Genomic DNA, 13,032 nt, shown 5'->3' on the forward strand with positions numbered 1-13,032 from the left:
TCCGGCGAGTTCACGCGGCCCTGACATCGCCCAGGAAGCTGCCGACGGCGCGCTCGAGCTCTTCGGCATCGGCCCGCAGGGCGACCGCCAGCCGCTGGGCATTGCCGCCTACCGCGCCCGCGCCGGCGGCCTCCTGCATCGCCTGGCCGATATCCTGAACCGCACGCCGGACACCGTCGGCCGCCGAGCCGGCGCCATCGGCGATCTCGCCGACCATGACGGCCTGGGCATTGACGGCGCCGGCGATATCCTTCGCCGCCGACGACATCGCCTCGACGATGCCGCGCAGGTCCTCGACCGTGCCCGCCGCGAACAGGGCGGCGTCGTCGATCTGCCGGATCTGTGCAGCGATGTCCTGCGTCGCGCGCGCGGTCTGTTCGGCCAGCTGCTTGACCTCGCCCGCGACCACCGCGAAGCCCCGGCCGGCCGCTCCTGCGCGCGCCGCCTCGATGGTGGCGTTGAGCGCCAGCATGTTGGTCTGCGCCGCGATCCTCTGGATCAGCGCGATCACGCTCTCGATCCGGGAGGTCGCCACCGTGACGGACCCCACCGCCTCGACCGTCACCGCAGTCCTCGCCAGCGCGCTCTCTCCGACATCGACCGAATGATTGGTCCTGTGCGCGATCTCCTGGATCGAAACGCGCAACCGGCCGGCCGCCTCGGCCGAATGGTCGACGGCGACCTCGGCCTCCCGCACCTCGCTCGTCGCCGAACGCGACGCGTCCTCGACATGCGCAGCGGCCCGCCCGAGCGCCTGGGACGAGGCCGAGAGCTCGGCCGAAACCTCGGCCATCCGGGCGAGGACGCGCTCGATCGCCGTCGCGAAGATGCCGATCTGCTGCTCGGTCCGGCGGTTGCGGTCCTGCCCCGCGCGCATCGTCTCGATCTCGGCCTCGGCGAGGCGCTCCTTTTCGACCTCGGCGAGGAAGTGCGAGATGAAGGTCCTGAAGGAGGCGTTGATGATGGCGATGACCACCACGCAATAATTCGCATAGACCGCGATCAGGCTGAGCAGGCCCGCATCCCATCTGGCGACGAGACTGGCGAAGCCGCTGGCGCCGACGATGCCGACATAGAGGATCGCCGCGGACGGAATGCTCGCCAGCGCAAAACCGCCGGCGCACGCCATGCCGCCCATCACCATCGCCGCGAGCAGGCTGCGCTGCGGATCATAGTCGAGCGCGAACAGGATCGCCGGCGCGACCCAGATCAGGCCTAGGAGCGCGGCATTCAGCGTCGCGGCCCGGATGACGCGCGCGGACGCCGTCGGCTTGCGCGGGCGCAAGTGCGCCTGCCGCCATTTCCGGACCGCCAGCAGCGCGAATCCGGCCGCCGCCACGGTCCAGGCGAGCAGGAGCGCGCCGTTGGCCACCGGCAGGAAGGTCGCGGCGAGGATGACCGCGTTGAGGATATTGGCGCCCATCATCACCGGCGTCAGCCGGCGCACCGTGTCGAGCTGGCGTGCCCGAACACGCGCGATCAGGGCCTCGTCGAGGCCGGTCGGCAGGCCGATCCGGCAAAAGCGGTCCAGGCGCTGAGCAGTCGGCTCCATCACATGCTGACGTATTGTTCTTGTTGGCCCCCGGACCAGGATCGGCGAGAAAGGATAACTATTTACGAAGGCCGAAGCTCGGCTTGAGGAAATCCCGCCGTCGGAGCCTGCCTACAGCACCGAGCCGGGGTTCAGCACACCCTTGGGATCGAGCGCGGCCTTGACCGTCCGCATCAGATCGAGCTCGACCGGGTCCTTCACGCCGGGCAGGAGCGAACGCTTCAGCCGGCCGATGCCGTGCTCGGCCGAGATCGAGCCCTCGAGTTCCGTGACGATGGCGTGGACCGCCTCGTTCATCGCGCCCCAGCCGGCAAGGAAGGCCTGCTTGTCGGCCCCGACCGGCTGGCTGACGTTGAAATGGATGTTGCCGTCGCCGAGATGGCCGAAGGGCACGGGCCGGCAGCCGGGTACCATCTCCTCGACCCTGGCGATGGCGCGCTTCAGGAACTCCGGCGTCGCATGGATCGGCACGGAGATGTCGTGCTTGATCGAGCCGCCCTCATGGGTCTGCACCTCGGAGAGCATCTCGCGCAGCTTCCAGAGGTCGGCGCGCTGTCCGAGCGAGCCGGCGAGCACGGCGTCGGTGACGAGCCCCTCCTCCAGTGCCTCGCCGAGGAAGGCCTCGACCGCGTCGGAAAGTCCGGCCTCGGCCTGGGCCGAGACCTCCATCAGCACATACCAGGGCGACGGCGCGGACAGAGGGTCGCGCGCGCCGCTGGCGTGGCGGACGACGAAGTCGAGCCCGATGCGCGGCATGATCTCGAAGGTGGTAAGCGTGCCGCCGGCGCTGGCCTTGGCCTTGTTCAGAAGCGCGAGCGCGGCCTCCGGATCGGGCACGGCGAGGAAGGCGGTGGCGCGCGCCGCCGGCAGCGGGAAGAGCTTCAGCACGGCGGCGGTGATGATGCCGAGCGTGCCTTCCGAGCCGATGAACAGGTTCTTGAGGTCGTAGCCGGTGTTGTCCTTGCGCAGCTGGCGCAGGCCGTTCCAGACGCGGCCATCGGCCAACACCACCTCGAGGCCGAGGCAGAGCTCGCGGGCATTGCCATAGGCGATCACCGCCGTGCCGCCGGCATTGGACGAGAGATTGCCACCGACCGTGCAGGAGCCCTCCGAGGCGAGCGAGAGCGGAAAGAGCCGCCCGGCGGCCTCGGCCGCCTCCTGCGCCTTCTGCAGGATGACGCCGGCCTCCACGATCATCGTGTCGCCATCGACATCAACCGAGCGGATCCTGTCCAGCCGCTGCAGCGACAGGATGATCTCCCTGCCCTCGGCGACCGGGACCTGGCCGCCGACCATGCCGGTATTGCCGCCTTGCGGCACGATCGTCGCGCCGGTCTCGCTCGCGCACTCCATCAAGGCCGAGACCTCGGCGACGGAGCCCGGCCGCACCACGGCCTGCGCCTTGCCATGGAAGAGACCGCGCGGCTCCTTGAGATAGGGCACCATCGCATCGGCGTCGGTGATGACGTTCCTGGCGCCGACGATGCCGGCCAGAGCTTCGATAACGGGCGCGCTCATCCTGCCTCCGGAAAGCTGATCACTTGCGGCCGACCGTCTTGCGGAAGACGCCGACGAGTTCGATGTGGGCGGAATAGCGGAACTGGTCGACCGGCGTCACGCGCTCCAGCGCATAGCCGCCTGCGACCAAAAGCGCCGCGTCGCGGGCGAAGCTGCCGACATCGCAGGAGACATAGGCCACCAGCGGCACCTTCGAAGCCGCGAGCCGCTTCGCCTGCGCTTCGGCTCCGGCGCGCGGCGGATCGAGCACGACGGCATCGAACGCATCGAGCTCGTGTTCCAGCAGCGGGCGGCGGAAGAGGTCGCGGGCCTCGGCCGCGACCGGCTTGAGGCCTTGCGCATGCTTGGTGGCGCGGCTCAGCGCCTGGATCGCGGCGGCATCGCTCTCGAAGGCGGAGACCTGCGCCTTCTCCGCCAGACGGAGGCTGAACGGCCCGCAACCGGCGAACAGATCGGCGACGCGCTTCGCCTTGGGGATCGCGGCGAGCACGAGGCGCGACAGCGCCGCCTCGCCCTCGGCGGTCGCCTGGAGGAAGCCGCCGGGCGCCGGCGTCACCGCCGCCCTGCCCATCAGCTGGAACGGCGCGCGCCGCTCGACGATGATCTGGCCATGCATGGAGAGACGGGCGAGGTCGAGCCGCTCGGCCGCCTCGGTCAAGGCGCGCCGCAGGGCATCGCCGGCCGGGCCGTGGCCACGGATGTCGACGTCGAGGCCGGCCTGCGAGGCGGTCAGCTGGATGTCGAGCGGCTTGTTCGAGGCCCGCAGACGGTTGGCGAGGTGCTGCGCCACGGCCGGCGCCCGCGCCAGCCCCGGGACCAGCACCGGACAGGCCTCGACCTCGATCAGCTCGTGGCTCTTCGCCGCCATGAAGCCGACGCGCATGCCGCTCTCGTCGCGGCGGGCATGGAAGGTGACGCGCCTGCGACCGGCGCCATGGGCCCCGACCAGCGGCGCCACCTCTGTCGCGAGCCCGGCGCGGGAGAGCGCCGTCGCCACCTGCCCGCGCTTCCAATCGGCATAGAGCTCCTCCGCCATGTGCTGCGCCGCGCAGCCGCCGCAGCGGGTGAAGAGCGGGCAGATAGCGGCGATGCGCGAGGCGGAGGGTGCGAGGATTTCGACGAGCTGCGCCCGCTCGCCGTCGCGCACGGCCCGCACGCGCTCGCCCGGGAGCGCGAAGGGCACGAAGACCTGGCCCTCGGTCGTTTCGGCGACGCCGTCGCCGCGCTGGCCGAGCCGCGCGATCGTGAGCGTTTCATTCATGGCGAGGACGGACATGTTTCCGGTATTGGTGATCTGCACGAAGCTTTCGCCTATCAGGTGACGGCAGGCAGGGAAATGGCTGGAGTTGCCTAACATGACCATCCGCAACGGCGTCGTCGAAGCGATCGGCAATACGCCCCTGATCAGGCTGAAGCGCGCCTCGCAGGAAACCGGCTGCGAGATCCTGGGCAAGGCCGAGTTCATGAATCCCGGCCAATCGGTCAAGGACCGCGCCGCGCTCGCCATCATCCGCGACGCAGAACGGCGTGGTGCACTCCGGCCCGGCGGCGTCATCGTCGAGGGCACGGCCGGCAATACCGGCATCGGCCTCGCGCTGGTCGGCAACGCGCTCGGCTATCGCAGCGTGATCGTCATCCCGGAGACGCAGAGCCAGGAAAAGAAGGACATGCTGCGGCTCGCCGGCGCGACGCTGGTCGAGGTGCCGGCGGTCGGCTACGCCAATCCCAACAATTACGTGAAGGTTTCCGGCCGCCTCGCCGAAGAGCTGGCGAAGAGCGAGCCGAACGGCGCGATCTGGGCCAACCAGTTCGACAATACCGCCAACCGCCAGGGCCATATCGAGACCACCGGGCCGGAGATCTGGCAGCAGACCGAGGGCAAGGTCGACGGCTTCATCTGCGCGGTCGGCACCGGCGGCACGCTCGCCGGCGTCGCGATGGCACTGAAGGGCTTCGATCCCGAGATCAGGATCGGCCTCGCCGACCCGATGGGCGCGGCGCTCTACGCCTACTACACCACCGGCGAGCTCAAGGCCGAAGGCTCCTCGATCACCGAGGGCATCGGCCAGGGCCGGATCACCAAGAATATCGAAGGCGCTCCGATCGACGTCGCCTTCCAGATCCCTGACGAGGAGGCGATCCCGCTCTGCTTCCAGCTGCTGGAGGAGGAGGGCCTGTGCCTCGGCGGCTCCTCCGGCGTCAACGTCGCCGGCGCGATCCGGCTGGCGAGGGAGATGGGCCCCGGCCACACGATCGTGACCATCCTGTGCGACTACGGCACGCGCTACCAGTCGAAGCTGTTCAATCCTGCCTTCCTGCGCTCCAAGAACCTGCCGGTGCCGGGCTGGCTCGAACGCGATGCCGGGCTGAAGGAGGTGATGGCGAGGGTGATGGCCTGAGCGGAATGGCCTGACAGATGACGGCGGAGGCCCGTGGCGGCGGCTCCGCTCAGCGCAGCGGCCAGACCCAGAGGATGAGCGGCACGGCGAGCAGGATGACGAGCGCGGACAAGGGCGCGCCGAGCCTGGCGTAATCGCCGAAGCGGTAGCCGCCGGGGCCCATCACCAGCGTGTTGCACTGGTGGCCGATCGGCGTGAGGAAGTCGCAGGCCGCGCCGATCGCCACGGCCATCAGGAAGGCGTCGGGATTGTAGCCCAGCGTCCTGGCGAAGCCGGCGCCGATCGGCGCCATCACCAGCACGGTCGCGGCATTGTTGAGGAACGGCGTCACCGCCATGGCGGCGACCAGCATCAGCCCGACGGCGCCCCAGCCCGGCAGGCCGGAGCCGACCTGCGCCAGCAATCCGGCGAAGACATCGGTCGTGCCCGTCGCACGCAGGCTGTCGCTGACCGGGATCAATGCCGCCAGCATGACGAGAATCGGCGCCTCGACCGAGTCGTATGCGTCGCGCAGCGTCAGGGCGCGGGTCACCAGCAGCAGCACTGCGGCGGCGAAGAAGGCGATCGCCACCGGCAGCAGGCCGAGCGCGACGACGATGACGGTCAACGCGACGATCGTTCCGGTGACGAAGCGGCGGCGCGTGCTGCCCAGCGCGAGGCTGCGCGCCGCCAGCGGCAGCAGGCCGAGCTCGCGCAGCCGCTCGGGCAGCAGGTCCTCGTCGCCCTGCAGCAGCACGACGTCGCCCGCGCGCAGGCGGATATCGCGCAGGCGCTCGGTGAAGCGCTCGCCGGCGCGGCTGATGCCGAGCAGGTTGATGTGGAACCGGGCGTGCAGATCCACCTGCGCCGCGCTGAACCCCTCCAGCAGCGAGCCCTGCGTGACGATGGCCTCGCCGGTGCGGGCCGGATCGAGCGAGCCTTCGCGCTGCGTCGGCCGGTGCTGGCCGACGAGCTCGAGCTCGCCCTCGGCGACGACGCGCTCCAGCGCCTTGGGCTCGCCGCGCAGGAGCAGGATGTCGCCGGCGCGCAGGCTGGCATCGGGCAGCGGCGCGGGGCGGCGCTCGCCGTCGCGCAGGATCGCCGCGATCTCGACCTCGCCGTCGCCCGGCTTCCTGAGGTCGGCGACGGTCTTGCCGACAAGCCCCCCCTTCTCGGCCAGGCGGGCCTCGGTGACGTAGTCCTTGATGTCGAGCGCCTGGTCGAGGGAGCGCGAGCCCTGGCGGTCCTTCGGCAGCAGGCGATAGGCGACGCTGAGAAAGGCGCAGCCGGCGAGCGCGATGCCGATGCCGACCGGCGTGAAGTCGAACATGCCGAAGGGCTCGCCGCCGAGCTCCTGGCGCACGCGCGCGACGATGACGTTCGGCGAGGTGCCGACCAGGGTGACGATGCCGCCGAGCAGCGAGGCGAAGGCCATCGGCATCAGGAAGACCGAGGGCGATTTCCCGTCCTTGCGGGCGAGCTGATAGGCGATCGGCAGCATCATCGCCAGCGCGCCGATGTTCTTGATGATGGCGGACATGGCGGCGACGACGAAGACCAGCACCACGACCTGCATCTGGGTGGTGCGCAACGCCGGCGCGATGCGCGCGAGCGCCGTCTCGACGAGCCCCGAGCGCGCCACGGCGGCGCTGACGATGAGCGCGCTGGCGACGATGACGACGATGTCGTCGGAAAAGCCCTTGAACGCCTCCCTGGCCGGCACGAGGCCGAGTGCGACGGCGGCCAGCAGCGCCAGGAGGGCGACCACGTCGTAACGCAGCCTGCCCCAGACGAAGGCCGCCATCATCGCGGCGACCAGGGAGCAGGACAGAATCTGCGGCAGGGTCATCATGCGCCCTTATGCGAGGCGCCAGGCGCCGGCCAGGTCAGAGCCACTTCTTCCAGCGGAAGAACATGTAGGGCAGCACCGCGAAAAGCGCCATCATGGCGATCGCCATCGGATACCCCCACTGCCACTCCAACTCGGGCATGGTCTTGAAGTTCATGCCGTAGATCGAGGCGATCAAAGTCGGCGGCATCAGCGCCACCGAAACCACCGAAAACAGCTTGATGATCTTGTTCTGCTCGATGCTGACGAGGCCGAGCGTCGCCTCCAGCATGAACTGCAGCTTGTTCGACAGGAAGGTCGCATGCTGCTCGATCGCCTGGACGTCGCGGATCGCCGAGCGCCACTCCGCCGTGAAGGTCGCATGCGCCTTCTGCGGCCGGGCGTAGCTGGCCGAGAGGAAGAGCAGCACGCGCTCGACCGCGACCATGCTCTCGCGCACATTCGAGATGATGTGCTCGTGCTGGCCGATCCGCTGGATCACGGACTCGTAGGCGCCGCCCTGCTCGACGTCCTGGGCACGCCCCGCGAAGATCCGGCGCGAAGCCTGGTCGACCTCGTCGCCGACGCCGCGCAGCACCTCGGCGGCGCGGTCGACGATCGCCTCGATCAGGCCGTCCAGCACCGCCTCCGGCTGGAGACCGCAGCCGCCGGGCTTGTTGGCGCGGTTGAGGAAGATGCGGAAGGCGCCGGGCTCGTCATAGCGCACCGTCACCAGCGCCTTCTCGGTCAGGATGAAGGTGACGTCGGCGAGCTTCGGGACGATCGTGTCGGATTGGCAGATGACGCGCGCGGTCATGTAGCGCGCACCGCTCTCGCTGTAGATCAGCTCCGACGGCTCGAGATCGCGCATCTCCTCGCGCGTCGGGATGGAGATGCCGAGATGGGCCTCGACCTTGGCATCCTCCGCCGGCGTCGGCTTGAGCAGGTCGATCCAGACCGCGCCTGCCGGGATCGAAGCGTCCGCCGCGAGGCTGTCATGGACGAGGCGATCGCCCCGCTCGGGGCAGATTCCATGAATCAGGAGCATGAGCGATCATCCAGCCGGCCGGGTTGCCGCACCAATCGCAAACGCCCGGCCATGTCAAACCGGCGGCCCCGGCCGGCATGCCGACCGGCTACACCCCGCCCTTCACGCCCTGCGGCGGCGTCATCTCCTCAGGCACGAAGAAGTCCGGCATCAGCGGCACCGACGGGTCGACGCGATAGGGCGTGAAGTCTGTGACGCCCTCGCTCGCCATGAAGCTGTCGTCGATCAGGAAATTGCCCGAGAAGCTGCGCGAAGGCTTGTTGAAGATCATCCAGGCGGCATCGGCCAGCATCTCCGGCGTGCGGCTCGCCTGCACCATCTTGTCGCCGCCGAGCAGGTTCTGCACCGCCGCGGTCGCGATCGTGGTGCGCGGCCAGAGCGCGTTGACGGCGATGCCCTTCGGCGCGAGTTCGCCGGCGAGCCCGAGCACGCACAGGCTCATGCCGTATTTGGCCATGGTGTAGGCGAGGTGCGGCGCGAACCAGCGCGCCTTCATGTCGAGCGGCGGCGACAGCATCAGGATGTGCGGGTTCGCCGCCTTTTCCAGATGGGGAATGGCGTATTTCGAGACCATGAAGGTGCCGCGGGTGTTGATCTGATGCATCAGATCGAAGCGCTTCATGTCGGTCATCTGCGTGTTGGTCAGCGAGATCGCGCTGGCATTGTTCACGACGATGTCGATGCCGCCGAAGGTCTGCGCCGTCTTGGCGATCGCCTCGGCGACGCTCGCCTCGTCGCGGACGTCGACCATCAGCGGCAGGGCCCTGCCGCCGGCCGCCTCGATCTCCGCCGCGGCCGTGTAGATCGTGCCCTCGAGCTTGGGATGCGGCTCGGCGGTCTTGGCGGCGATGGTGACGTTGGCACCGTCGCGCGCCGCCCTGACGGCGATGGCGAGCCCGATGCCGCGCGAGCCGCCGGTGATGAAGAGCGTCTTGCCCTTGAGCGACATTCTGGTCTCCTCCCTCTCTATCCCTGCAAGCTGAATCGTTCCGGCTGGCTGCCGTCCGCATCGGTGAAGCCATAGGCGCGGGCAAGGTCGGCGACATGCAGCACCTGCCCGGCATGGCGCGCGACGGCGGGATCGGCCGCCAGCGCCGCAACCGCGCGGCCGGCATAGAGCGGCGTCTCGGTTGTCTCGGCGGCCAGGCCGGCGTCTCGCACCCGCTCGGTCAGGACATGGCCGGGCGACAGGCCGAGCGCGGTGACGCCATAGGGTCCGAGCTCCCGGGCCATCGCCAGCGTCAGCCGGTTCATCGCCGTCTTGGCCAGATCGTAGAAGACGTCGCCGAGATAGCCGGCCGCCGTGTCGAAGCTCACCGTGACGATCAGCCCCCGGCGCATCTGCACCATGGCCGGCGCGACGGCGCGGGCCAGCAATAGCTGAGCATAGACACCACTTTCGAAGCTCTGGCCCAGCCGCGCCACGGGCCGGCGCCAGAACGGCGTCGCGAAGGCGGAACCGTCCGGATAGCGCTCGCCATCATAGCCTTCATTGCCGCCCCAGACCGCGTCGACGACGCAGTCGAGTCGGCCGAAGCGGCGCAGGGACCAGGCCACGAGCTGGTCGACCTCGCGCTCATTGGTGTGGTCGCAGCGATAGGGCTCGCCGCGCCCGCCCACCGCCTCGACCTCGCGGGCCGTGTCCTCGAAGGTTTCCGCGCGCTGGTCGGTGCGCGGCCCGGCCTCGCTGGAGCGTCCGGTGACGATCACGCTCGCGCCGGCCTGGCCGAGCGCCCGCGCGATGCCGCGCCCGAGCCCGCGCGAGGCGCCGGCGACGAGACAGACCTTGCCGGCGAGCGGTTTTGGCGGGCTATCATCGGTCATGGCGATACCGCTGGCGCAATGCGAGCGGCTCCGCTAGAAGCCCCCTCCCCCGACCGGCGAGGACGATCATGGAAGCGAGCGAGGTCGCGGCCTGCTGGGAGGCCAATGCGGAAACCTGGACCCGGCATGCGCGGGCCGGATACGACCTCTACCGGGACGCGCAGAACACCCCAGCCTTCTTCGCGAACCTGCCAGACATCGCTGGCATGACCGGCCTCGACATCGGCTGCGGCGAAGGCTCGAACACGCGCAAGCTCGCTCAGGCCGGCGCGAGCATCACCGCGATCGACATCGCTCCGACCTTCATCCGCCACGCACGCGAAGCCGAGGCTGCCAGCCCGCTCGGGATCACCTATCGCATCGCCGACGGCATGGCCCTGCCCTTCGCCGATGCCTCCTTCGATTTCGCCGCGGCCTTCATGTCGCTGATGGATATGCCGCGCCCGGACCGCGTGCTGGCGGAGACGATGCGGGTGCTGAAGCCCGGCGGCTTCCTGCAGTTCTCGATCCTGCATCCCTGCTTCGCCACACCGGGACGCAAGGTGCTGCGCGACGAGGCCGGCAATGTGCTCGGCCTCGAGGTCCGGGAGTATTTTCACGTCGGCGACGGCGCGATCGAGAGCTGGCGCTTCGGCGCGGCCCCCGCCGAGGAGAGGGCCAGGGTCGAGCCGTTCAGGGTGCCGCGCTTCCACCGTACGCTGAGCGACTGGGTGAACCTGCTGATCGCCACCGGCTTCCGGATCGAGCACATGCACGAGCCGGGTGTGGATGAAGAGACGGCCAAGGCCGTGCCCTATCTCGCCGACACCTATATCGCGCCGCTCTTCCTGCACATGCGCGTGCGGAAGCCGGTCCGACCTTGATGCGGCGCCATTCGTGACGATGAAGCGCGGGATCCCCTCTCCCGGATGGGAGAGGGGTAGGAGTGAGGGACCGCCGCTGATGATTGCAACGAAACGGTGCCGCCGCGCCTTCTGCGGATAGGGCAGGCCCTCATCCCTGCCCTTCTCCCATCCGGGAGAAGGGTTCCCCGCGGTTGTCCCCTCGGCCATCGCTGGCAGGGTCAGCGTCGCTTTCACGCCGCGAAGACCGCGGCCGAATCCTCGACGGCGCCGGCGCCTTCCGTGACCGCGAGCTCGAGCGCCGTCGCCTCGCCGACGAGGTGCTCGGCGTAGAAGCGGGCGGTCGCCAGCGCGGCAGCGCCCTGGACGTCGTCGCGCATCGCCAGCGCCTTCTTCGCCAGGCCCGTGCCGCCCTGGGCGAGCGCGAACAGCTTGAGATAGGGCGTGGCGCCGGCGAGCGCGCTCGCCTGGTCGATGCCCATGGTCGCGAGCATCCATTCGGTCGCCCGCTCGAGCGAGTCGACCGCCGCGCCGAGCCGCGCCGCACTGTGGCCGAAGCCGGGCGTATTGGCCTCACGCACCTGTGCGACGACGCCGCGCATGTCGCCGATCAGAGCCCTGACGGCATCGCCATTGGAGAGCGGAAGCTTGCGCAGCACGAGGTCGATCGCCTGGATGCCGTTCGTGCCCTCGTAGATCGTGGCGATACGGGCATCGCGCAGATGCTGGGCGGCGCCGGTCTCCTCGACATAGCCCATGCCGCCATGGACCTGCACGCCGGTGGAGGCGACCTCGACGCCGATATCGGTGGCGTAGGCCTTGGCGACGGGCGTGATGATCGCGGCGCGCTCGGCCGCCGCCTTGCGCCTGGCCTCGTCGGTCTCGCGATGCGCGCGGTCGAGCGTCGCCGCGAGCAGCAGCGAGAGTGTGCGCGCCGACTGCGTCTTGGCGCGCATCTCCATCAGCATGCGGCGGATATCGGGATGGACGATGATCGGGCTCATCGGCGCGCCCTTGGGCGCGTCGAGCGCCGTGCCCTGCCTGCGCTCCTGGGCGAAGGCGAGCGCCTGCTGATAGGCGCGCTCGGCGATGGCGACGCCCTGCACCGCGACGTTGAGGCGGGCATTGTTCATCATCGTGAACATGCAGGCGAGGCCGCGATTCTCCTCCCCGATCAGCCAGCCGATCGCGCCGCCATTGTCGCCATAGCTCATCGCGCAGGTCGGAGAAGCGTGGATGCCGAGCTTGTGCTCGACGCCGGTGCAGCGGACATCGTTGCGCGCGCCGAGCGAGCCGTCGGCGTTGACGAGGTATTTCGGCACGAGGAAGAGCGAGATGCCGCGCGTCCCGGGAGGTGCATCGGGCAGGCGGGCGAGGACGAGATGGACGATGTTGTCCGTCATCTCGTGCTCGCCATAGGTGATGAAGATCTTCTGGCCGGTGATGCGGTACGTGCCGTCGCCGACCCGCTCGGCCCGGGAGCGCAGCGCATTGAGGTCCGAGCCGGCCTGCGGCTCGGTCAGGTTCATCGTGCCCATCCACTCGCCGGAGACGAGCTTGGCGAGATAGGTCTGCTTCAGATAGTCGGAGCCGTGGGCGTGCAGCGCCTCGATCGCGCCGACGGTCAGCAACGGGCCGAGGGCGAAGGCGAACGCGGCCGAATTCCACATCTCGGTGCAGGCCGACTGCACCAAAGTCGGCAGGCCCTGGCCGCCATAGGCCTCGGGCGCCGGCAGCGCGTTCCAGCCGCCCTGGGCCCAGGCGTGATAGGCCTCCTTCCAGCCCGGCGGGGTGACGACGACACCGTCCTGCAGCCTGGAGCCATGCCGATCGCCGATCGCGTTCAGCGGAGCGAGGACATCGCCGGCGAACTTCGCCGCCTCCTCCAGCACCGCCTCGGTGACGCCATCGGCGAGCTCGGGAGCGAGCCCCTCGGCGATCAGGGCGTCGAGCCCGGCGACATGGCGCATCGTCGCCAGGATATCCTCGACCGGAGCGCGGTACGACATCGTTCTCTCCCTCGGCGCCCGCGACATTCTGTC

The 13,032-nt window shown here is 69.5% G+C and carries 10 protein-coding genes; 2 read left to right on the forward strand and 8 right to left on the reverse strand.

Annotated features, from left to right (window positions below; translation table 11 throughout):
• Positions 1-10: 10 nt before the first annotated feature.
• The 3 genes from CS1GBM4_RS24725 to CS1GBM4_RS06700 form a co-directional block, all read right to left on the reverse strand.
• Entirely contained in the window at positions 11-1,552 is a 1,542-nt protein-coding gene (locus CS1GBM4_RS24725) for a methyl-accepting chemotaxis protein (protein WP_186417924.1), read from the reverse strand.
• Positions 1,553-1,663: 111 nt separating this feature from the next.
• Positions 1,664-3,070, reverse strand: coding sequence for an FAD-binding oxidoreductase (locus CS1GBM4_RS06695; RefSeq protein ID WP_186417925.1), 1,407 nt, complete (start codon positions 3,068-3,070; stop codon positions 1,664-1,666).
• A gap of 19 nt (positions 3,071-3,089) precedes the next feature.
• Positions 3,090-4,331, reverse strand: a complete 1,242-nt coding sequence (locus CS1GBM4_RS06700; protein WP_244607092.1) for a methyltransferase — start codon at positions 4,329-4,331, stop codon at positions 3,090-3,092.
• Positions 4,332-4,425: 94 nt separating this feature from the next.
• On the opposite strand from CS1GBM4_RS06700, the gene CS1GBM4_RS06705 reads away from it, so the two are divergent.
• A complete protein-coding gene (locus tag CS1GBM4_RS06705; RefSeq protein WP_186417926.1) occupies positions 4,426-5,469 on the forward strand; it encodes a cysteine synthase A in 1,044 nt (347 codons plus the stop codon).
• Between the two features lie 49 nt (positions 5,470-5,518).
• On the opposite strand, the gene CS1GBM4_RS06710 is transcribed toward CS1GBM4_RS06705, so the two are convergent.
• From CS1GBM4_RS06710 to CS1GBM4_RS06725, 4 genes are all read right to left on the reverse strand, one after another.
• Positions 5,519-7,297: an SLC13 family permease gene (locus CS1GBM4_RS06710; RefSeq protein WP_186417927.1), complete on the reverse strand. Its 1,779-nt coding sequence runs from the start codon at positions 7,295-7,297 to the stop codon at positions 5,519-5,521.
• Positions 7,298-7,334: 37 nt separating this feature from the next.
• The gene (locus CS1GBM4_RS06715; RefSeq protein WP_186417928.1) at positions 7,335-8,324 is read right to left on the reverse strand and encodes a magnesium transporter CorA family protein; all 990 of its coding nucleotides are present in this window, start codon (positions 8,322-8,324) and stop codon (positions 7,335-7,337) included.
• An 88-nt stretch (positions 8,325-8,412) separates the two neighbouring features.
• Complete coding sequence (locus tag CS1GBM4_RS06720) at positions 8,413-9,273, reverse strand: NAD(P)-dependent oxidoreductase (RefSeq protein ID WP_186417929.1); 861 nt, start codon at positions 9,271-9,273, stop codon at positions 8,413-8,415.
• A 17-nt stretch (positions 9,274-9,290) separates the two neighbouring features.
• Positions 9,291-10,148 (reverse strand): SDR family NAD(P)-dependent oxidoreductase, encoded by an 858-nt coding sequence (locus CS1GBM4_RS06725; RefSeq protein WP_186417930.1) that lies wholly within the window; start codon positions 10,146-10,148, stop codon positions 9,291-9,293.
• Positions 10,149-10,216: 68 nt separating this feature from the next.
• Here CS1GBM4_RS06725 and CS1GBM4_RS06730 point away from each other — a divergent pair, with 68 nt between their 5' ends.
• Positions 10,217-11,011, forward strand: coding sequence for a class I SAM-dependent methyltransferase (locus CS1GBM4_RS06730; protein ID WP_186417931.1), 795 nt, complete (start codon positions 10,217-10,219; stop codon positions 11,009-11,011).
• A gap of 212 nt (positions 11,012-11,223) precedes the next feature.
• On the opposite strand, the gene CS1GBM4_RS06735 is transcribed toward CS1GBM4_RS06730, so the two are convergent.
• Complete coding sequence (locus CS1GBM4_RS06735) at positions 11,224-12,999, reverse strand: acyl-CoA dehydrogenase (protein WP_186417932.1); 1,776 nt, start codon at positions 12,997-12,999, stop codon at positions 11,224-11,226.
• Positions 13,000-13,032: the final 33 nt, after the last annotated feature.

The sequence above is a fragment of the Allobosea sp. CS1GBMeth4 genome (assembly GCF_900185715.1).
GTDB lineage: Bacteria > Pseudomonadota > Alphaproteobacteria > Rhizobiales > Beijerinckiaceae > Allobosea.

What these genes read in the sequence shown, in the direction of transcription:
- CS1GBM4_RS06735 (WP_186417932.1), bottom strand. Translation starts at nt 12,999, where the DNA reads ATGTCGTACCGCGCTCCGGTCGAGGATATCCTGGCGACGATGCGCCAT.
- CS1GBM4_RS06695 (WP_186417925.1), bottom strand. Translation starts at nt 3,070, where the DNA reads ATGAGCGCGCCCGTTATCGAAGCTCTGGCCGGCATCGTCGGCGCCAGG.
- CS1GBM4_RS06705 (WP_186417926.1), top strand. Translation starts at nt 4,426, where the DNA reads ATGACCATCCGCAACGGCGTCGTCGAAGCGATCGGCAATACGCCCCTG.
- CS1GBM4_RS06715 (WP_186417928.1), bottom strand. Translation starts at nt 8,324, where the DNA reads ATGCTCCTGATTCATGGAATCTGCCCCGAGCGGGGCGATCGCCTCGTC.
- CS1GBM4_RS06730 (WP_186417931.1), top strand. Translation starts at nt 10,217, where the DNA reads ATGGAAGCGAGCGAGGTCGCGGCCTGCTGGGAGGCCAATGCGGAAACC.
- CS1GBM4_RS06700 (WP_244607092.1), bottom strand. Translation starts at nt 4,331, where the DNA reads ATGAATGAAACGCTCACGATCGCGCGGCTCGGCCAGCGCGGCGACGGC.
- CS1GBM4_RS06725 (WP_186417930.1), bottom strand. Translation starts at nt 10,148, where the DNA reads ATGACCGATGATAGCCCGCCAAAACCGCTCGCCGGCAAGGTCTGTCTC.
- CS1GBM4_RS06720 (WP_186417929.1), bottom strand. Translation starts at nt 9,273, where the DNA reads ATGTCGCTCAAGGGCAAGACGCTCTTCATCACCGGCGGCTCGCGCGGC.
- CS1GBM4_RS24725 (WP_186417924.1), bottom strand. Translation starts at nt 1,552, where the DNA reads ATGGAGCCGACTGCTCAGCGCCTGGACCGCTTTTGCCGGATCGGCCTG.
- CS1GBM4_RS06710 (WP_186417927.1), bottom strand. Translation starts at nt 7,297, where the DNA reads ATGACCCTGCCGCAGATTCTGTCCTGCTCCCTGGTCGCCGCGATGATG.